This window comes from Aliiroseovarius crassostreae, assembly GCF_049803815.1.
GTDB lineage: Bacteria > Pseudomonadota > Alphaproteobacteria > Rhodobacterales > Rhodobacteraceae > Aliiroseovarius > Aliiroseovarius crassostreae_A.
This window is the reverse complement of record NZ_JBNAGI010000007.1, coordinates 127,373-147,530: the sequence shown is the minus strand read 5'-3', so window position 1 is coordinate 147,530 and position 20,158 is coordinate 127,373. Positions and strand designations below refer to the sequence as shown.

The 20,158-nt window shown below is 56.5% G+C and carries 19 protein-coding genes and 1 pseudogene; 7 read left to right on the top strand and 13 right to left on the bottom strand.

Annotation, left to right across the window (positions count from 1 at the left end; genetic code table 11):
• The 3 genes from ACP15V_RS16010 to ACP15V_RS16000 all read right to left on the bottom strand — a co-directional run.
• Positions 1 to 258, bottom strand: a 258-nt coding sequence (locus ACP15V_RS16010; RefSeq protein WP_424943837.1) for a RidA family protein, incomplete at its 3' end; no start/stop codon positions are given.
• A 24-nt stretch (positions 259 to 282) separates the two neighbouring features.
• The gene (locus ACP15V_RS16005) at positions 283 to 1,269 is read right to left on the bottom strand and encodes a YeiH family protein (RefSeq protein WP_424943836.1); all 987 of its coding nucleotides are present in this window, start codon (positions 1,267 to 1,269) and stop codon (positions 283 to 285) included.
• A 79-nt stretch (positions 1,270 to 1,348) separates the two neighbouring features.
• Entirely contained in the window at positions 1,349 to 2,365 is a 1,017-nt protein-coding gene (locus tag ACP15V_RS16000; protein ID WP_424943835.1) for a D-cysteine desulfhydrase, read from the bottom strand.
• Positions 2,366 to 2,486: 121 nt separating this feature from the next.
• Here ACP15V_RS16000 and ACP15V_RS15995 point away from each other — a divergent pair, with 121 nt between their 5' ends.
• Positions 2,487 to 3,383: a LysR family transcriptional regulator gene (locus tag ACP15V_RS15995; RefSeq protein WP_424944713.1), complete on the top strand. Its 897-nt coding sequence runs from the start codon at positions 2,487 to 2,489 to the stop codon at positions 3,381 to 3,383.
• A gap of 233 nt (positions 3,384 to 3,616) precedes the next feature.
• On the opposite strand, the gene ACP15V_RS15990 is transcribed toward ACP15V_RS15995, so the two are convergent.
• From ACP15V_RS15990 to ACP15V_RS15980, 3 genes are all read right to left on the bottom strand, one after another.
• Complete coding sequence (locus ACP15V_RS15990; RefSeq protein ID WP_424944712.1) at positions 3,617 to 4,912, bottom strand: dicarboxylate/amino acid:cation symporter; 1,296 nt, start codon at positions 4,910 to 4,912, stop codon at positions 3,617 to 3,619.
• A gap of 157 nt (positions 4,913 to 5,069) precedes the next feature.
• Positions 5,070 to 6,503 carry an amino acid racemase gene (locus ACP15V_RS15985; RefSeq protein ID WP_424944711.1) on the bottom strand — a complete coding sequence of 478 codons (1,434 nt, stop codon included), beginning with the start codon at positions 6,501 to 6,503 and terminating at the stop codon, positions 5,070 to 5,072.
• Positions 6,500 to 7,897: an aspartate ammonia-lyase gene (locus ACP15V_RS15980; RefSeq protein WP_424944710.1), complete on the bottom strand. Its 1,398-nt coding sequence runs from the start codon at positions 7,895 to 7,897 to the stop codon at positions 6,500 to 6,502. Before ACP15V_RS15980 ends, ACP15V_RS15985 begins: the two co-directional genes overlap by 4 nt.
• Before the next feature lie 182 nt (positions 7,898 to 8,079).
• Here ACP15V_RS15980 and ACP15V_RS15975 point away from each other — a divergent pair, with 182 nt between their 5' ends.
• A complete protein-coding gene (locus ACP15V_RS15975) occupies positions 8,080 to 8,973 on the top strand; it encodes a LysR family transcriptional regulator (RefSeq protein ID WP_424944709.1) in 894 nt (297 codons plus the stop codon).
• A 56-nt stretch (positions 8,974 to 9,029) separates the two neighbouring features.
• On the opposite strand, the gene ACP15V_RS15970 is transcribed toward ACP15V_RS15975, so the two are convergent.
• Positions 9,030 to 9,917, bottom strand: a complete 888-nt coding sequence (locus ACP15V_RS15970; RefSeq protein ID WP_424944708.1) for a LysR family transcriptional regulator — start codon at positions 9,915 to 9,917, stop codon at positions 9,030 to 9,032.
• 129 nt (positions 9,918 to 10,046) lie between these two features.
• On the opposite strand from ACP15V_RS15970, the gene ACP15V_RS15965 reads away from it, so the two are divergent.
• The 5 genes from ACP15V_RS15965 (at position 10,047) to ACP15V_RS15945 (ending at position 14,165) form a co-directional block, all read left to right on the top strand.
• Positions 10,047 to 11,093, top strand: a complete 1,047-nt coding sequence (locus ACP15V_RS15965) for a D-cysteine desulfhydrase (protein ID WP_424944715.1) — start codon at positions 10,047 to 10,049, stop codon at positions 11,091 to 11,093.
• A gap of 31 nt (positions 11,094 to 11,124) precedes the next feature.
• Positions 11,125 to 11,988, top strand: coding sequence for an amino acid ABC transporter substrate-binding protein (locus ACP15V_RS15960; RefSeq protein WP_424944707.1), 864 nt, complete (start codon positions 11,125 to 11,127; stop codon positions 11,986 to 11,988).
• 75 nt (positions 11,989 to 12,063) lie between these two features.
• A complete protein-coding gene (locus ACP15V_RS15955) occupies positions 12,064 to 12,780 on the top strand; it encodes an amino acid ABC transporter permease (RefSeq protein ID WP_424944706.1) in 717 nt (238 codons plus the stop codon).
• Positions 12,781 to 12,783: 3 nt separating this feature from the next.
• Positions 12,784 to 13,440 (top strand): amino acid ABC transporter permease, encoded by a 657-nt coding sequence (locus ACP15V_RS15950; RefSeq protein WP_424944705.1) that lies wholly within the window; start codon positions 12,784 to 12,786, stop codon positions 13,438 to 13,440.
• Positions 13,437 to 14,165, top strand: coding sequence for an amino acid ABC transporter ATP-binding protein (locus ACP15V_RS15945; protein WP_424944704.1), 729 nt, complete (start codon positions 13,437 to 13,439; stop codon positions 14,163 to 14,165). The genes ACP15V_RS15950 and ACP15V_RS15945 overlap by 4 nt, the downstream gene beginning before the upstream one ends.
• A gap of 263 nt (positions 14,166 to 14,428) precedes the next feature.
• On the opposite strand, the pseudogene ACP15V_RS15940 reads toward ACP15V_RS15945, so the two are convergent.
• The 6 genes and pseudogenes from ACP15V_RS15940 to ACP15V_RS15915 form a co-directional block, all read right to left on the bottom strand.
• A pseudogene (locus tag ACP15V_RS15940) lies at positions 14,429 to 14,668 on the bottom strand (DDE-type integrase/transposase/recombinase); the annotation flags it as partial.
• Positions 14,669 to 14,867: 199 nt separating this feature from the next.
• A complete protein-coding gene (locus tag ACP15V_RS15935) occupies positions 14,868 to 16,505 on the bottom strand; it encodes a 5-guanidino-2-oxopentanoate decarboxylase (RefSeq protein WP_424944703.1) in 1,638 nt (545 codons plus the stop codon).
• A 67-nt stretch (positions 16,506 to 16,572) separates the two neighbouring features.
• Positions 16,573 to 17,358, bottom strand: a complete 786-nt coding sequence (locus ACP15V_RS15930; protein WP_424944702.1) for an enoyl-CoA hydratase/isomerase family protein — start codon at positions 17,356 to 17,358, stop codon at positions 16,573 to 16,575.
• On the bottom strand, positions 17,355 to 18,449 hold the full coding sequence (locus ACP15V_RS15925) for a 3-hydroxyacyl-CoA dehydrogenase family protein (RefSeq protein WP_424944701.1): 1,095 nt from the start codon (positions 18,447 to 18,449) through the stop codon (positions 17,355 to 17,357). Before ACP15V_RS15925 ends, ACP15V_RS15930 begins: the two co-directional genes overlap by 4 nt.
• A gap of 11 nt (positions 18,450 to 18,460) precedes the next feature.
• On the bottom strand, positions 18,461 to 19,390 hold the full coding sequence (locus ACP15V_RS15920) for an electron transfer flavoprotein subunit alpha/FixB family protein (protein ID WP_424944700.1): 930 nt from the start codon (positions 19,388 to 19,390) through the stop codon (positions 18,461 to 18,463).
• Positions 19,390 to 20,148: an electron transfer flavoprotein subunit beta/FixA family protein gene (locus tag ACP15V_RS15915; protein WP_424944699.1), complete on the bottom strand. Its 759-nt coding sequence runs from the start codon at positions 20,146 to 20,148 to the stop codon at positions 19,390 to 19,392. The genes ACP15V_RS15920 and ACP15V_RS15915 overlap by 1 nt, the downstream gene beginning before the upstream one ends.
• Between the last annotated feature and the right edge of the window lie 10 nt (positions 20,149 to 20,158).

Sequence of the window (20,158 nt, the reverse complement as noted above, 5' to 3'; positions counted from 1 at the left end):
GGCAACCCAGCTGTCCCAAACGGCATTCATTTCCGCAAAATCTCCCATGTCAGACAGCCAGATGATCGCCTGAAGAACGTGTTCCTTGTCAGACCCGGCCTCTGCCAGCAGGCTGTCGACCTGTTCCAGGATAAGGGTGGTCTGTTCAGTCACACTGCTGCCCGGCGCGGCCACCTGCCCGGCAAGATAAATCATCTCACCACACGTCACGATCTGGCTCATCCGGTCAGAGCTTTTCATACGTTTAATTCCGGTCATATCAAGTCCTTTCAGTTCGGTTGCTTAGAAACCAAAGCCCATGACAAAAGCCACGGCAATGGCGAGAAGAAAGAGGGTTTCGACAACAAGGATCAGCCCATAGCTGGGCTTGACGCGCAGGATGGTGGCAAGGCTGGTTTTCACCCCAAGGGCGGAAATCGCAATGACCAGACACCAACCGGACAGGGTGGCGATGGCATCGGTGATCACCTGCGGCACCAGCCCGGTGTTTGTCAAAATCGCCAGCGCGACAAACATGACCAGGAACCACGGCAGGGTGATCTTCTGGGCTTGTGCGCCGCGAAAGCTCGCCATGACCACAATCATCACCACCGGCAGCAAGGCCACGCGCACCATCTTGACGAAGGTCGCAATCACCCCTGCCTCGTCACTGATCGAATATCCGGCACCAACAACCTGGGCCACATCGTGAATGGTTGCCCCGATCAGAAATCCGCTTTCCAGATCGCTCATCCCCAGGGCCGCAAACAGGATCGGATAGGCAATCATCGCGATGGTCGACAGGGCGGTGACGCCGATCACAACAAACAGCGTGTCCTGTTCGCGGTCATCTTTCGCGGGCAGAACCGAGGTGATGGCAAGCGCGGCTGAGGCCCCGCAAATGGCCACCGACCCGCCCGCCAACAGGCCAAAGGCCAGCTTGCGACCGAAGAGAAAGGAGAGGATTGCCCCGCAGGCCAATGTTGCCATGACAAAGCCGACAACCGCACCCACCGCGCCCAGCCCGACACTTTCCACATCCCCAATGCTCAGACGCAGGCCCAACAGGCCGACCCCAAATCGCAGCAATGTTTTGGCGGAAAACTCCAGCCCCGGGGTGAATTTCTGATCGTCATAAAGGAAGTGGAACGCCATGCCGATCAGAAGAGCAAACAGCATCGCAGGCGCGCCGTAATGTTCGGACAGAAAGGTCGCGGCGGCGGCGATGACGCACACCAAAAGAATGCCACCAAAGTGGGTGTCCCAGCGGGACCTGATCAGCGACACCATGGTTCGCTCCTGACTGCGGAAATGTGAAACTGGGGCGCGCAACCTGCGTCAGGTCACGCGCACCTGATACTGTCTGACGTCAGCCGACCCAGCGCTTGCTGTGATCAAAGGCCGCGTCATAGCCAAAGAGCGCAGCCGAACCGCCAGTGTGCAGGAAGACGACACGCTCGCCTTTCTTGAAGTGACCTTTGCGGATCAGATCAATGAAACCTGCGGCCCCCTTGGCGGAATAGACCGGGTCGAGCAGGATCGATTCCAGCTCGGCAAACATCTGGATCGCCTCGATGCCGCTTTCGGTCGGAATGCCGTAGCCTTCGCCGACGTAATCGGTGTTGGCCACCACATCTTCGCGCTGCACGACACCGGCACAGCCCAGCTTCTCGGCGGTGGCACAGGCGAGGTTATAGACGTTTTCTTCCTGTTTCGGTTTGGGCGCCCGCACGCCGATGCCCAAGAGAGGGATCTGTGCGTTCATCGCCTTCAGACCCACAATCAGCCCCGCCTGCGTGCCAGCGCTGCCGGTGGCGTGAACGATGTGGTCAAGCTTCAACCCGCGATCATTGGCTTGCGCCAGCATCTCAAACGCGCAGTTCACATAGCCAAGCGCGCCGGTCGGGTTCGACCCGCCCCCGGGGATGGTGTACACTTTTTTGCCATCTGCGCGCAGCTTGTCGGCGACCGCTTCCATCTCGGCATTCATGTCCAGACCGCCGGGGCGCTTTTCGGTGGTGGCACCATGCAGATGGTCCAGCAGAACGTTGCCGTTGTAATTGTAGTTGTGGTTGTCGGATCCGGTGCGATCTTCCAGAAGGATGTGGCATTCCATGCCCAGTTTCGCCGCAAAAGCAGCCGTTTGGCGGGCATGGTTCGATTGGGTTGCCCCCTGGGTCATCACCATCTCTGCGCCCTGCAACTCGGCCTCGGCCATCAGGAATTCCAGCTTGCGGGTCTTGTTGCCGCCGGTGGACAGGCCGGTGCAATCGTCACGTTTGATCCAGATTTCCGGGCCGCCGAGTTCTGCGGTCAGACGGTCCAGACGTTCAAGCGGGGTGGGCAGGTGGGCGATGAAGCGGCGAGGGTAACGGGCGAGATGCATCAGAAAACTCCTAAATTGGTTTTCTCGCATCTTATGGAGGTCAATCCCGCTAATCTAATTCGAAATATGCGCTATAACATGCATATCTTGCATAATATCAGTGTGCCGCTATGGTGACATTATGCAGTTGGATTGGATTGATGACATCCTGGCGGTGATCGACACGGGGTCCCTGACACGGGCAGCAGAGCGGCGGTTTGTGACCCAATCGGCGTTCACGCGGCGGGTGCGGTTGATCGAAGAGCGCATTGGTGTGCCCCTGTTTGACCGGTCCTGCAAGCCGGTCACCATCCTGCCCGGCGTGCAGGCCATGGAACCTGAATTGCGAGAGCTTGGCGCGCGGCTGCGCCGCCTGCAACACGACCTGAAGGCGGCTGCAGATGGTTCGAAGCGGGATGTGACCTTTGTGTGCCAACACGCCATCACCACCACAATCTCGCCATGGGTGGTGCGGCAACTGACCCAGTCACAAGACATTTCCGTGCGGGTGCGATCCGGTAACCGGGACAATTGCCTGATGCTGCTTTTGTCCGGCGAGGCAGATTTCGCGATGACATATGAACGCCCAGAGACCCCCGGCCCTGCGGTGCCACAGGCGTTTGAAATGCGGCGGTTGGGCGGCGATACATTGGTGCCGGTGGCGTCCCCCGATTTTGCGTTCCACGCCGATGACGCCGAGATCCCGTTCATCTCATATCCCCCGGATGTGTTCCTGGGGCGCCTGTTCAGCCAGAGCATTCTGCCCCTGTTGCCCGAAGGCGTGATGCTGTCCCCAAAGGCGGAAACCGCTCTGACCCTTGCCGCCTGTGAATACGCGCTGGATGGCATTGGGGTGGCATGGTTGCCGCTGACCCTGGTCAAACGACATTTAACCGAAGGGCGGTTGCGGCGGTTACATGACCTGCCGCATCAGGATCTGGGCGTCATGCTGATCCGCCTCTCTGATCAACAGGGCGACGGGACCGCGCAAATCTGGTCTGATCTGACAAATATTCCCGAACCGTCCGTGGGGCTATAGCGCGTTCCAGACCTGCTCGCCGGTTTTGTCCAGACGCTCAAGCGAGCAGAACAAAGAGAGGGTCAGCGTGGCCTGCCAGTCTTCCCCGCCAACCTGTGTCATTGCCGGGTGATCAACTTAATTGAATTTACGCGTTGGGATAGGGGCGGAGGGTGACGGCAATAGTCTGGCGACGTCCTGAGCAGAAAAACGACCGCCCTTTTCAGGGCGGCCGCAGTGATGTGCTTTGTCAATTACGCCCGCGAAACGTCGGGTGATTTTAGCACATGGGGCGTATCGTAGGCATTCAGATCTAGTTGATCTTCGGATTTCGCAATAATGACGGTGCAGGCCGCGTCGCCGGTAACGTTGAGCGATGTACGTGCCATGTCGAGAATGCGGTCGATGCCTGCGATAATGGCGACACCTTCCAAAGGCAGACCGACCGAGGACAGAACCAGCGAAAGCATCACCAGCCCGGCACCCGGCACACCAGCAGTGCCGATGGAGGCAAGTGTCGACGTCAGAATAATTGTGATATATTCCGACATGCCCAGCTCTATCCCAAAGGCCTGCGCCACGAAGAGAGCCGCAACGCCTTGGTACATGGCGGTTCCGTCCATGTTGATTGTCGCGCCAAGCGGCAGCGTAAAGCTTGCAACCGACCGGTTCACGCCAAGGTTTTGCTGAACTGCCGTCATCGTGACCGGCAGTGTTCCCGAAGAGGAGGTGCTGGTGAAGGCCACGATCTGCGGCTCGATGATGCCTTGGAAGAAGCGGATTGGGTTCAAGCGTGCAAGGATCGAAACAAGCCCGCCATAAACAATGACGGCATGCAGAACGCAACCAATATAGAGCGCGGCAATCACGGTTCCCAGAGGTAGCAACAAATCAAGTCCATAGGTTCCGGCGACCCAGGCCATCAGTGCAAACACACCATATGGTGCAAAGCTGATCACAATTTCAGTCAGCTTCAAGATGACCGAATTGAGGGCTTCAAAGAAATCCCTGACCGGCTTTCCAGCGTCACCCACCAGGTTGATGGCCAGGCCGAACATAATCGCGAAGAAAATGATCTGAAGCACGTTGCCATCCGCGGCTGCGGCGATCGGGTTTTTAGGAACGATCCCGATAAGTTGCTGGATAAAAGGCGGAGATGCCTTGGGCTCCATAGCGGCGGCGGTGCTCAGATCAATTCCTGCGCCGGGTTGCAGCAGCAGGCCCAAAGCGAGGCCAATTGTGATCGCAAATGCAGTTGTGCCCAAATAGAATATGATCGACTTCAGGCCAATTCGCCCCATGCGGGCCATGTCGCTGACCGATGTCATGCCGCAAACCAGCGATACGAAGATCAGTGGGACAATCAGCATTTTGATAAGCGACAGGAACAGTGTTCCAATGTTCTTGATCATGCCCGCAATTGCTGCGTTTCCGGTTGCGTTCAGCAGTACGCCCGTAACCACCCCAAGAACAAGCGCGATCACGATTTGCTTCCAAAGAAGCATATTCCTCCAAGGTGCCATAAACCCTGTTTTGCGACTGGTATTCATCAATAGGTCCTCCCTTTCCATGGCAGTCAACTGGAATGAGCTGCCAGCAGTCGCCGCAAGGTAACACTGTCGTGCCGGTCATGGTCGCGCAAATAGAGAAACGGCATTGCAATATTTGCAATGCCGTTTCTCCTGTCGGATAGAGTATCGGTGGCGCCTAGAATTTTGCGAGCTGTACACATTTGCGGGCGAGCACATCGGTCGGGTCGACAGGAAGCGCCCCCAATGCGTCTGCGCTTTCGGTCACGATGAGCGGCAATTCCGTACAGCCGAGAATAATTGCCTCGGCTCCGCGCGCAACAAGATGGGCAAAGGCCTGGCTAGTCTGCTCTTTACAGAGGCCGTCGGTATTTCCAGCTTTGACGCCAGACGGGCCATAAATTGACTCCATGACCAAGTTTTGATGATCGTCATCGGGAGTGATGTGGGCAAGACCTGCCTCATCAAGTGCTTTTTGATACAAGCCACTTTGTATTGTGCCGTCCGTGCCAAGAATCCCGACCACACGCGTCTCTGGGGTGGTTTCTTTGATGTGTTCAGTGGTCGCGGCAAGAATACTGATGATTGGAATATCAAGGTGGCGCTGAATCCGATCGACATAAGCGTGGGCGGTGTTGCAAGGGATGACCAGCATGTCAGCACCACCGCGTTCCAGTTTTTTGCAGGTGGAATAGAGAGCGACAGTCGGATCGGAGCCCGTGCCGACCAGATTTTCGGTGCGGTCAGGAATTTGCGGATTTTGTTCAACCAAGACTTTTATGTGATCCTGATCGCGGGTCGCTTCGGTCCCTTTGACCAGCTTGGCAAGGAAATCAACGGTTGCAGCGGGCCCGACACCGCCGACCACTCCAACTTTGAACCGGTGATGGCGGTCTGGTCGGGTCTCCTGCAGGGCGTGATCCGCGTAAACCGCCGCCGTGTCTATGGCCGTCATGCTGTCTGGAAGGTCAAGCTGGTTGAGCAACAGGGGCAGTTCAGAAAGACCGGGAACAAACACGGTTGCTCCTTGCTCGAATAGGTTGGACAGGGCGGCATTTATTGGTCTGAGAACGTCTTCATTGCGGTTTCCTGCTTTGAAGCCGGTGCTTCCATATACGGCCTCCATGACGGCTCTTTCCAGATCTTCCGGCGGATGAAGGATCTGTATATCCCTGCCAAACAGGTTCTCGAATAAACCGGCTTTCCTGACAAAAGGTGTCGTGATGACACCAATCTTCTTCGGCTTGGGGGCCAGCCCGGCAACAGCGGCGGCGATTGCCTCTGTCATGCTGATCAGTCTCAGTTCAAGTTCGTCCTCCAGTTCATGCAGAAAGCTATGAGTGACAAAACATGGAAGCAGCGCCACGTCACATCCATCCCGTTCCATGCGAGACAGTGTGTCAAAAACATAGAGCTTCCGATGTGTGGGGCTGTAGCTCATCTCCTTAGGGGAGGCTGGCTCGCGTAGCGGTTTTTGGTGGAATATCAATTCCCTGTGGTCTTCTTCCGACCTGACAGGTGTCCTTTGAACAATTCTGTTCAGCAAGTCGGCCCCGGCTAGGGCACCCAGGCCGCCAACGATTCCTATACGCAGAGATTGGTTTCTGTTCATTGGGCAATCTCCGCAGCCCTGCCGTGAATATGCCGCAACGCAGTCTCGGCAAGCTCTTCTGACAAAGCGGGCTTTGCGGCCTCCTGCAGGTTCAAACCATGCGCCTGTGCATATTTTGCAAGTTTGGTGGCAGCCTCATATCCGATCACGGGGGCCAGTGCGGTGACTTGTACAAGGCTGTTGCTCAGCAACATCTCGCATCTCATCTCATCCGCAACGATGCCGTCCACACAGCGGGTGCGCAGCACATTCATTGCATTGGTCAAGGACCCCATGGTTTCCAACACTTTATGGATGATGACAGGCTCCATCGCGTTGAGCTGAAACTGGCCGGCCTCGGCGGCCATTGTGACGGTCAGGTCATTCCCGATTGCCTGATAGCAGACCTGGTTCACAACTTCGGGAATAACCGGGTTTACCTTGCCAGGCATAATGGACGATCCTGCCTGAACCGCGGGCAGAATGATTTCTCCAAGCCCGGCCCGCGGCCCAGAGGACATCAGGCGTAAATCATTGCAGATCTTGGACAGTTTGATGCCGACCCGTTTGAGCGTGCTTGAGAACATCACAAAGGCACCCAGATCAGATGAAGCTTCGATCAGGTCCGGGGCCAGTTGAAGCGGCTCGCCGGTAATGTCGCGCAGATGTGCCAAAGCGGCTTCGCCAAACCTTTCTGGGGCATTGATGCCGGTGCCAATGGCCGTGCCTCCAAGGTTCACCTCTGTCAGAAGGCGCGACAAGTCGCGCAACCGGTCTGCATCCTCGTTGATTGTGGTGGCATATCCCCGGAACTCCGCACCAAGTGGCATGGGTACAGCATCCTGAAGCTGGGTGCGCCCGACCTTCATGATGTGCTGAAACTCACATGCCTTTTGGTCGAAGGATTTGGTCAGCAGATGCATTGATTCGATCAAAGGGGCGATCCTGGACAGGACAGCCAAACGGATTGCTGTCGGGTAAACGTCATTTGTGGATTGTGACCGGTTCACATCATCATTCGGGTGAAGCTGGCTGTAATCGCCATGACCCGCCCCAAGTTTTTCCAGCCCAAGATTTGCAATGACTTCATTGGCATTCATATTGGTCGATGTACCAGCACCGCCCTGCATGACATCAACAACAAACTGATCATGATGGCCCCCGGCAATGATCGCATCACAGACATCCGTAATGGCCGACGCTTTCTGGTGGGGCAGGACACCCAGGTCCTTGTTGGCCATAGCACAGGCCTTTTTGACCGACGCCAGTCCAACGATCAATTCCGGATAGTGGCTGATCGCCACCCCCGTAATCGGGAAATTTTCCAGTGCCCGCTGGGTCTGGCTGCCCCAGGTTGCTGCCAGCGGGATCTTTACCGGGCCAAGGCTGTCGGATTCTGTTCTGTGCTGTTTCATGATCTGAGACCTTTTTGTGGTCTGGCAGCCTGCATCAAATGCGAGGGGCCAAGACGCCGCTAACGTATAGGTCAGAGCTTACTGATGGCATTTTCGGGCATCCATAACAACTGACACAACAGCATTGCGAATATTGCAATAGCCTTCTATCGTTTACGGGCTGTTTTGGAAGGAGAAGACAGGTGGAAATAGATTGGTTGGAGGATTTCCTGGCCCTTTCAGCTGCGGGGGTATTTGCCCGTGCGGCGGATGCGCGCAACATAAGCCAGTCGGCTTTCACGCGGCGGATCAAAAACCTGGAAAACTGGACCGGGACCCCATTGTTTGACAGGAGCGTTCATCCGGTTGAGCTTACGGCAGCAGGTCACGCATTCAAGCAAACCGCAATCGACACGGTTGCCGCATTAAAACAATCCAAAAGCGATATCCGCAGTTTGTCCCGCCAAGAAGCATCCGTGCTGGACTTTGTTGCGCTTCACACCTTGGCAATTTCCTTTTTCCCGTCATGGCTCACGCGTATGTCGGATCACCTTGGCCCCATTAAGTCCAGGCTTGTGGCAGAGAATTTCTCGGGCTGTGCCGAGGCAATTTTGTCCGGAAGCGCTGACTTTATGTTGTGCTATTCCCATCCGACCGTGCCGACGATTTCAGATGAAAACCGATACCCGTCTTCGACCATCGCAAAAGACCGGATCATAGCCGCCAGCGTTGTCGATGCTGATGGGCGTGCCAAGTACAGCTTCGAAGGGGAAGGCCCTGTTCCGTTCCTGTCATACACGCCTGACAGTTTTCTGGGCCGCGTGTCCCAGGTCTGTCTGGATCGCGGTGGTCTGAGTGACAACGTGACCCCTATCTATGAAAACTCCGTTGCCGAGGCGCTTAAGTCCGCCTGTCTTGCGGGAATTGGCGTTGCATTCCTTCCCGAAAGCGCGGCGGATCGAGAGTTGAAAGACGGGAGTTTGAAGAAGATCAGCCAACCGGAATTCGAGCTTTCAATCGACATAAAACTCTACCGTTCGATCGAAAGGTCCCGGGCAGAGTTGGAACGCTTTTGGATGATGGCTCAAAATCTTTAGGGCACACCGCAAGTCTGCAGTTGCAAAGGGGGGGCATGCTGCAGGTTTCTTTGCCGTTACTCTGTTTCGGCGACCAGTTTGCGGAAATTTGTTCCGCGCGGGTTGGAAACGTGGGTGTAAAGAACAATATCCAGTGGCAGGCGGCCATATTCCGGAGAAAGGATGACGGCATCGCCGGAAATGATGTGATTTTGGATGAGCGAGTGAGGCACCCAGGCAGCGCCGCTTCCTTCCAGGACCATCTGCGAAATCCCCACCGAAAACGCGCTTTCGACAGCCGATCTTCCTGTCCAGGCACGGTCCGCTTTGTTCTGATGCAGTGACACAATCTGCCCGAAAAAGCTGTCCGCAGGAAAGTCAATGCAGGGGGCATCCGGTGGTAGGATCTGGCCTTCCTGCAGCTCATGTTTTAATGCGCCTCCGACGACCGGAAGCAAAGTGTCCCGCCGCCAGATGTAACGATCAACCGTGTCATCAAAAGGCACCTGGGGCAGCTCGCGGAATTCATAGCTCACCAGAATGTCGCATTCATGGCGCAGGAATGTGGACATCGCTGTCACCTGATTCTGCGTGCGCAATCGGATTTGCGGCAATCCGCTACGCGCGCGGAGTTTGCGAAGAATCTCCGGAACAACGGATACGGAAAGCGAGTGCTGCGTCACCATCACCAGCGGTTCTCCGATGCCTTCCGGGTTATTAAGATGCCCATGCAATCGCCGCAAATGCGCGAGCAGAGATCGAATTTGCGGCTCGCTTTGTAGCAGTGTCGGAGACAGCTCTACCCGGTTGGCCTCACGGACCAGCAAGTTTTTTCCAATCCAATGTTCAAGGGATCGAATGCGCCGTGAGAAGGCGGGTTGTGTTACATTCCTACGCGCGGCAGCGGCGGTCAGGCTGCGCTCTTCCAACAGGATCAGAGCGTCTTCTAAAAGGCGTGTATCCATGCTTACCCATACATTATGTACGGGTACACTGCAATATTGGCATTATCCAACATGATTTTTTGCGTTTAGCCTTACTGTAAATATGTAAAGGGAATGTACTCAATGCAAACCGCAGCGACAGAAGGTGTTATGGCCGTGGGCGGCAACCTAGCGCTTGTAAGGCGCGCGCTTGAGAACTTTCCACGTGTGCGTTTTGGTCATTTTCCAACCCCTTTGGAGCCGCTGGACAGGTTGAGTGACGAGCTGGGCGGGCCACGTATCTGGGTCAAGCGCGATGACTGCACGGGCCTTTCGTCGGGCGGCAACAAGACTCGCAAGCTGGAATTTCTGATGGCCGACGCCATGAAGCTGGGTGCCGACACCGTGATCACGCAAGGCGCCACCCAATCCAATCATGCACGGCAAACGGCAGCCGCTGCGGCCCGGTTGGGGCTGAGCTGCCATATCCTGCTTGAGGACCGCACCGGATCGAATGACGAGGCCTATAATTTCAACGGCAATGTTCTGTTGGATCAACTACATGCGGCAACTGTTTCCAAGCGGGCAGGTGGTGCTGACATGAACGCCGAGATGGAGGCCTTGGCCAGCACACTGCAAGATCAGGGTCGCAAGACCTATATCATTCCAGGCGGTGGCTCCAATCGCGTTGGGGCGTTGGGGTATGTGAATTGTGCCGCCGAGTTGGAAGAGCAAGCTGGAAACATGGGTCTCAAGATTGACGCCCTGGTTCATGCCACCGGCAGTGCGGGTACCCAAGCAGGGCTGGTGGCTGGCCTTTCTGCCCTTGGCAGCAACATTCACCTGCTTGGGATCGGTGTTCGGGCACCGCAGGGGAAACAGGAAAGCATGGTCTATGACCTGGCCTGCAAGACCATGGATTACCTTGGAATGGGGGCTGTGATCGAACGTGCCTCGGTGCGCGCGAACTGTGACTATGTTGGGCCAGGCTACGGCCTGCCAACCGACGGCATGCGCGCGGCGCTTCTGAAACTGGCTCAACTCGAGGGGCTTTTGTTTGACCCGGTCTATTCGGGCAAGGGGCTCGATGGTCTGATTGATCAGGTTCGCAAAGGCTACTTCGCAGGTATGGATAATGTTGTGTTTCTGCACACCGGCGGAAGTGCAGCGTTATTTGGATACCCAGGCATTTTCAATCTGCCGGGCTATCAGGACTAATAAAAAAGCAAGAGTACTAAGGGAGGAAACCATGAAATATATGAAACCAGCGGCCGTACTGGCCTTTGCCTTGGCCTTTGCGGCTCCGGCTGCGGCCGAGGATCGCACGGGAACTTTGGCCAAGATTGACGCCTCGGGCGAGATTGTCATCGGACACCGGGAAAGCTCTGTTCCGTTTGCCTATCTCGACGAGAACCAAAATCCGGTTGGGTATTCGATCGACCTTTGCATGAAGGTGGTCGAAGCAGTATCTGCCGAACTGGGCAAGGAGCTGTCGATCAAATATGTGCCGGTGAATCCCAAAACCCGGATTGCACTGATGGCCAATGGAACCATTGACCTTGAATGCGGTTCGACCACGAACAACCTGACTCGTCAGGAGCAGGTCGAGTATCTGCCCACGACCTTCATCACCGGCACCAAACTGATGGTCCGCAAAGACTCCGGCATCAGTTCGGTTGCAGATCTGGGCGGCAAGGCCGTTGCGCTGGCGCAGGGCACCACCAATGAGCGTGCCGTCAAGGCCGCAATCGAGGAGCTGGGGCTGGACGTGAAGGTGCTTCCGGTGCGGGATCATGCCGAGGGAATGCTGTCATTGGAAACTGATCGTGTGGATGTTTATGCCACGGATCACATCCTGCTGTTCGGGCTCATCGCAAAATCCAAGACCCCCGAAGATTTCGCGGTGGTCGGTGATTTCCTGTCTTTTGATCCCTATGCGTTGATGGTGCGCCGCGACGACAGCGCCTTCGAATTGATCGGCAAGAAGGCGCTCGCGGATGTATTCCGCTCGGGTGAGATCAACGAGATCTATGCAAAATGGTTCGATCCGCTGGGTGTCGGTCAGACAGACCTGTTGAAGGCCGCGTTCCAGCTTAATGCGCTGCCGGAATAACCTCTTCCCGTAGCAACACTGCCGGGCCTGCACCGCACGCTGGAGGCCCGGCGCCTTTTTATCAGGGTAGAAACCATGAACTACAACTGGAACTGGGGTGTTCTCTTTGAAGAGGAATACCTTGGCTGGCTGATATCAGGGCTGGGCTGGACCTTTGCGGTCGCGCTTGTGGCCTGGGTCCTCGCGCTGGCCGTCGGTGTTCTCATTGGTGTCGGGCGCACACTGCCATCGCGGCCTGTTGCCTTACTTTGCACCACCTATGTTGAGCTTTTTCGCAATGTGCCGCTTCTTGTACAACTGTTCCTGTGGTACTTCGTCATGCCTGAGATCGTTCCGGAAGATCTGGGTCGTTGGATGAAGCGGGACATGCCAAATCCCGAGTATGTTACGGCTGTTATCGGTCTTGGACTTTACACCGCAAGCCGCGTTGCCGAACAGGTTCGTGCCGGGATCAATGCCGTCGGGCACGGGTTGACCAGCGCAGCCTACGCCAATGGCTTCTCGACGGCGCAGACTTATCGCTATGTGCTGTTGCCGATCTCCTTCCGGCTGATCGTGCCGCCGATGACGTCTGAATTCCTGACCATCTTCAAGAATTCCTCACTGGCGCTGACCATCGGCCTTCTTGAACTGACGGCGCAAAGCCAGCAGATCGCGGAATACACTTTCCAGGGATTTGAGGCCTTTACCGCTGCGACCGTCATCTACGTCGTCATCGCTCTTGGTGCGACGGTGATCGCGCAGACACTTGAAAAATACACCCGTATCCCGGGTTTTGTCGGAAAGGGCTGAATTATGGGTGATTTTGATCTTTCCGTCATCTGGAACAACCTTCCATTTCTGTGGCAGGGGTTGCAGCTTTCACTATGGCTCACCTTTCTTGCTGTGATCGGCGGTATCATTTTGGGGACCGGCCTTGCCTTGATGCGGCTTTCGGGCATCGCTCCATTGGCTCTGCTCGCCGCAGGTTATGTGAACCTGATCCGCTCGGTACCGCTGATCCTAGTGATCTTCTGGTTCTATTTTCTGGTGCCTCTTGCTCTGGGTCGGCCGATTGGCGGCTTCTATTCAGCGCTGATCGCCTTTGTCATGTTCGAGGCCGCCTACTATTCAGAGATTATCCGGGCAGGCATTCAGTCAGTCCGCAAAGGGCAGGTACATGCCGGACAGGCCACTGGCCTTAGCTACTGGCAGATCCAGCGCTATGTGGTCCTGCCGCAGGCGTTCAGGAACATGATCCCGATCCTTGTGACGCAGGGCATCATTCTGTTCCAGGATACCAGCTTGGTCTTTGTTGTCAGCCTGCGCGACTTCATGACCGCCTCATCTATTGTCGCCCGAACCGAGGGTCGGCTTGCCGAGATGTATATCTTCGCTGCCCTTGTCTACTTCACCATTTGCTTCGCCGGTTCACTTGTTGTCCGGCGCCTTCAGAAGGCCAAAACCGCATGATCAGCATCGAAAACATCTCAAAATGGTACGGCAGCTTCCAGGTGCTGACCGATTGCACCACAAACGTCAAAAAAGGCGAGGTTGTGGTGGTTTGCGGTCCGTCAGGATCAGGCAAATCTACCCTTATCAAATGCGTAAACGGGTTGGAGCCGGTGCAGGAGGGTCGCATCCGGGTTGAAGACGTGGATGTCACCGCAAAAGGCACCAATCTTACCAAGCTGCGTTCGCGCATTGGTATGGTGTTTCAGCACTTTGAACTCTACCCACATATGAGCGTGCGCGAGAACCTTTGTTTGGGTCAGCAGAAAGTCCTGGGTCGGTCACGGGACGAAGCCAACGCCAAAGCCGAAGCTCTGATCAATCGGGTTGGGCTCCTGCCACATATCGAAAAGTTTCCCGGGCAGCTTTCAGGTGGACAGCAGCAGAGGGTCGCCATCAGCCGGGCGCTGGCCATGGACCCGATAGCGATGCTTTTTGATGAACCGACTTCGGCCCTCGATCCGGAAATGATCAATGAGGTTCTGGATGTGATGGTCGAACTGGCACAGGACGGTATGACGATGATGGTTGTCACGCACGAAATGGGCTTTGCCCGCAAAGTGGCGGACCGCGTGGTGTTCATGGATGCCGGCCGTGTCGTCGAAGACCGTCCGACAGAGGAGTTTTTCGGTAACCCCGAAAGCGAACGTGCGCAAGATTTCCTGAGCAAGATTTTGAACCACTAGACCTGTGATGTCGGGCATGCGTTGAAACTGGAGCGCGCTACCCTGACGTGCGACTCCTGTTAGAAACCTGTGAGTTATCGAACGGGAGTCCATCGCGTGGGAGCCGCATATACGCAACTGTCGCTGTCTGAACGCCGTAAGATCGAGAACTGGTGACATGCCAACCTGACGGACGACACGTCAACGCAATTACCCAGAGTCAATCGTAGCATGGGGCAGGCTGTCAGGCTGTCAGGCTGTCAGGCTGTAGAACAACATTCACAGTCATAGCTATTTCCAGTCCCGCTCATAGACATCTGGAAACCATGCTGGTGCAGCGGTTTTTGATAATCGTGGGAGCAATATTGGCTGCCGCAGTCGGCGTAATGAATGCAGCCTTTCGAAGGTCTACGTAGCGCTATGGCCATAAACAGCGACCGGATCGCGAGATCACGTTTCATCCGGTTACGAACCGCCCAGCCAATGACGCATCTCGGATGCAAATCGAAAATGACGGCCAGATAAGGATAGCGCAAGTCGCGATCAAACAATCAGAAAACACTACAACACAGTGCCCTAGGCTATCACCCATCAACTCCATAAACCATCATCCTGATCGGGCAAAGGCCAATCAAATTGGGCCGCTCAGGTGGGGCCTGTCACTACCGCCTCCGAAAAAACCGCCGCACCTCGCATCTGAGGGCCGCGCAGTCAGGGAGTCGGCTATCTTTCTACAACAAACTCAAGCAAGTAGGGTTGTTTCGTTTCAACTGCAGTTGCGATTGCATCTGGCAGGTCTGCAATGTCGAGAATTTGCCGCGAGGCAAGGCCATAGGACTCAGCAAGCTTCTGAAAATCTGGCGGGGATGGGCGGACCCCAATCGGGGCTATCTTGTTTGACACCATATAGTCTTCGATCTCGCCATATCCGGAATTGTTCCAAACCAGGAAGACGACAGGGGCATTTCCATCCATAGCGGTACCAAGTTCGGACAGGCAGAATTGAAACCCACCATCCCCGGTGATGCAAAGAACGGGGCGATCCGGGCAGCCGATTTTGGCACCAACCGCGGCAGGCGCTCCATATCCGAGTGAGCCGTATCCCGTCGCAGAGTTAAACCAGTTTCGGGGGCCTGTGACGTCGGCATACATATTTCCGGCGTAGACCAGTTGCGTTGAATCACCCACCATCATCACATCGGGTATTGCAGCCGCAATTTTGGCAATCAGATCAGAACCTTCGCGGTAATCCGGACCAATTTCGGCGAATGCCGCATCCCGTGCCTGTTTCGCACGCGCGGCCCCATCTTGCGCGCATCCCGCTCCATTCATCTGAACGTGCAAGGCTTTCAGCGCAAGATCGGCGTCAGCAGCAATGGCAATGTCGGATCTGGCGCCACGCGTCAGTTGAAGCGGGTCTGTGTCAATACGGATCAATTTCTCCAGCTTCGGGAACTGACCATCCCCATACATGTCGTAATCCGTCGGACCAAACTGTGTTCCGATCGCCAGAACCACATCCGCTGCGGCCAACAGGTCACGCACCGCTTTCAGGCTGGGGCTGGCGGGTATGGCAAGAGGGCTGCCGGACAGCATTCCCCGCGCGTTGATGGTGGTCACAACAGGCGCGTCCAGATCATGCGAGAGGTTGCGCAGGACATCTTCGGCGTCCAGACAGCCACCACCGGCCAAAATGACGGGTCTGGTGGCTTGCTTCAATTTCTGTGCCGCAGCGGCAATAAGCGCCGGATCGGGATGGGGCTTGGCGACACTCTGTGCTGATCGAACGGGAATATCAATCTGCTCGGACATGACGTCAATGGGGATTTCGATATGAACCGGGCCGGGGCGGCCGCCAAGCATCGCCGCGAATGCACGGTCCAGAACAGGTTCCAGATCCTTACCCGACTGCAATGTGTGTGTAAACTTGGCGATCGTCCTCATCATGCCAATCTGGTCCGGCAACTCGTGCAGAAGCCCCTCCTCATGCCCATGGCTCTGGGCACAATTGACGCCGGATATGACAAGCATCGGGATAGAATCCGCCCGGGCCTGTGCCATCGCTGTGATCGCATTTGTCAGGCCGGGTCCTGTGATAAGAAGACAGACACCAGGTTTGCCTGTTGCGCGCGCATACCCGTCTGCCATGAACCCGGCGCTCAGCTCATGTCGCGGGGTCACATGACGAATGTTCGATGTCTTAAGGCCACGGTAGAGCTCAACCGTATGAACCCCCGGGATGCCGAACACGGTATCAACCCCCCGCATCTCAAGAAGATCGACCAGTTTTTCTCCAACGGTTTTGCAATTCGTCATTTGGCCATCCATTTTGTCGGGCGTTATTGAAGTGGTTTGCTGCATCGACCTGCGCGATCAGATTGTTATACAAATGCATAACTAACTGAACGCCACAGGTCAAATACCAATGTTATCCGACCGCAAATGACGGCTTTCGGTTTTCCAGAAAAGCATCAACACCCTCGATCCCGTCAGGTGAGCCTGCAAGTGCCGCAATGGAGGCCGCTTCCTCAGAGAGTTGGTGACGGAGGGACCACCCCGGGCTTTCTCGGACAAGGCGCCGGATCGCTGCGTGCGTACGTGCCGGGCCGCTAGCAAGGGTGCGTGAGAGAGCCTCGGCTTCCTTCGCAAGATGATCTGCTGCAACGACTTTGCTGACCAGACCCCAATCAAGTGCGGTCTGAGCGTCAAGCACCCGGTTGGTCAACAAGAGTTCCCGCGCACGCAATGTCCCGACTATCCGGGGCAGGACATGTGTCAGCCCGCCATCAGGCGAATATCCAATCTGCGAATAGGCCGAGACAAATTTTGCCCTTGGGGACGCGAGCAGTACGTCCGCTGTCAGAGCGAGCGAGAGGCCTGCGCCTGCCGCGACACCATCAACGGCGACAATAATGGGCGCATCCTGCGCGTCCATGCACGCGATGGCCTCGTGAAACACAGAGGCCAGTGTTGCAAGATGTCGGCCACGATCATGGGTCCGGCTCACTTCTTCAAGATCACCTCCCACGCAAAACCTGTCACCTTTGGCGAAGATGCAGATGACGCGCACCGCAGGATCATTTGCGCACGCCTCTGCAGCGTGCTTGAGGGCGTCACACAGGTCCATATTAAGTGCGTTGCTTGCGGTCGGTCGGTTCAGACACAGGCTGGCAACGCCTTCGGACAGGTCTAACGTCAGACAATCGGCACTCATGTCGCCGCTTCCGATGAGGTGGAGAACGACATTTCGGGCGAAAGATGCCCATACCGTTCGCACAGCGCAATGACATCGGCAAGCGCGTCAGTGCGGCCAGCCCCCGTCAGCATATCCTCAGGCGTCCGATTCATGCGAAATGCGAGCTGTGCCCCCAATCCAATATCCTCCAAGGACGCGATATCATTTGCCAGAAGCTCCGCGACCGGCAGCAGTAACGCACCGCGCAGCCGGTGCGCGATCTCCCGCGCCACCGGGTCCGGCAGGTGATCGGGCTGATCTTCGATCGGCCAGGGCTGCGCCCCAGCGCCCATCCTTTCAAGCCCGTCGGCTTCGGCATAGAACGGGCCGAGCGTTGCCAAACTGCGCATCGCGTGCAGCATGATGTCGGTTTTTACGATATTCATGACCGCAAAGGGGCCAAAACTGGCCTGAAAGATCTCACGCGCGACCTGATCAATCTGCCCGGCGGTGGCCAGCCCCTCGTCAAGACAGCGGGCAGCCTCATTACAATAGGGAACGAAAAACCGGTTCAGTGCGAACCCATGTTCATCTTTACATTCAATCGTCGTTTTCTTCGTCGACTGTAGGAAGGCCCGCATGGTTTCCAGCGTCCGGGCAGCGGTCTCGGTTGTCGCGACAAGCTCCACCACCGGATTGATTTCCGCGGGATTGAAATAATGCAGCCCGCAGAAACGGCTTTTTTCTTTAAGAACCCCGGCAATATCCGAGAGTTTCAGGCAAGAGGTATTGCTGGCGAGGACACACTTGCCGGAAACGATGTTCTGCAGCTCCTGAAAAAGCTGCCGTTTCAAGGGCAGGTTCTCGCTGACGGCTTCGATCACGATCTCGCATGGCGCAAGCTCTGACAGAGCATCTGACCTGCCTAAGCGCGTCAGTGCCGCCTTTGCTTCCGAATTGGACAGCCGCCCCTTATCCACCTGGCGGGCAACAAAATCCTGATATCGATTGATTGCCCTGGTGAGCGTCTCGTTTGATATATCTGTCAAAAGCACTGAATGCCCATTGATGGCGCAATTTATTGCAATGCCGACGCCCATCGCGCCAGCGCCTACGATTCCGATTTTCATGGTCGTGAACGTCATCCCATTTTCTCGGTCAGTTCCGGCACGGCGTCGAAGAGGTCGGCGACCAGGCCGTAATCGGCCACCTGGAAGATCGGGGCCTCTTCGTCTTTGTTGATGGCAACGATGACTTTCGAATCCTTCATGCCAGCAAGGTGTTGAATGGCGCCCGAGATGCCTACGGCGATGTAGAGCTCTGGTGCCACAACCTTGCCGGTCTGACCCACCTGCCAGTCGTTCGGGGCATAGCCCGAGTCAACGGCAGCGCGCGATGCGCCAACGGCGGCGTTCAGCTTGTCAGCGAGGGTTTCGATCAGTTTGAAGTCTTCTTCCGAACCAACGCCACGGCCACCTGAAACAACAACGCCAGCCGAGGTCAGCTCGGGGCGGTCGCTTTCGGCAACCTTGTCTTCGACCCATTCCGACAGGGCCGGATCAGCAGCAGCCGACACGGTTTCAACCGATGCCGAACCGCCTTCGCCAGCCGCGTCAAAGGTCGAGGTGCGGAAGGTGATAACCTTCTTGGCGTCCGACGATTTCACGGTTTGCATGGCGTTGCCAGCATAGATCGGGCGCACAAAGGTGTCGCCATCGACCACTTCGGTCGCGTCCGAAATCACCATCACGTCCAGAAGGGCTGCCACGCGGGGCATCACGTTCTTGGCGTCGGTGGTGGCGGGGGCCACGATGTGATCATAGTCGCCAGCCAGCGACACGATCAGGGCAGCGGTCGATTCTGCCAGGCGGTGGCCCAAGGATGCGTCCTCGGCGACCAGTACCTTTGCCACGCCATCGATCTTGGCAGCGGCTTCACCAGCTGCGGCGGCGGTGCCACCTGCGGCCAGAACGGTCACGTCACCCAGCGCCTTGGCGGCGGTGACAGCCTTGGCGGTGGCGTCCAGCGCCAGTTCACCATTGTTGACTTCTGCGAGAAGAAGAACAGCCATTACACAGCCCCCGCTTCTTTGAGTTTCTCAACCAGCTCGTCAACGGACCCAACAATGATGCCGGCGTCGCGGGCAGCAGGTTCGGTGGTTGAGACGATTTCCAGACGGGGCGACACGTCGACGCCGTAATCGGCGGCGGTCTTCTCGTCCAGCGGCTTTTTCTTTGCCTTCATGATGTTCGGCAGCGAGGCGTAACGCGGCTCGTTCAAGCGCAGGTCGACGGTAATGATCGCCGGCATGTTCACCTTGATGGTTTGCAGACCGCCGTCCACTTCGCGGGTCACAACGGCCTTGTCGCCGTCAATGTCCAGCTCGGACGCAAAGGTGCCTTGCGACCAGCCCAAGAGCGCCGACAGCATCTGGCCGGTGGCGTTCATGTCGTTGTCGATGGCTTGTTTGCCGGCCAGAACCAGGCCCGGCTGCTCTTCTTCCACAACTTTGGCCAGGATCTTGGCCACGGCCAGCGGTTCGATATCCTGATGAACATCGTCGGCAGCATTGACCAGGATGGCGCGGTCCGCGCCCATCGCCAGCGCGGTGCGCAGGGTTTCCTGGGCTTGCTTCACGCCGATCGACACAACGACGATCTCGTCGGCCTTGCCGGCTTCTTTCAGGCGAATGGCCTCTTCGACGGCAATCTCGTCAAAGGGGTTCATCGACATTTTTACGTTGGCGAGATCGACACCGGTTCCGTCCGCTTTTACACGAACTTTCACGTTGTAATCGATCACGCGCTTAACAGGTACAAGCACCTTCATTGGCGGAGCT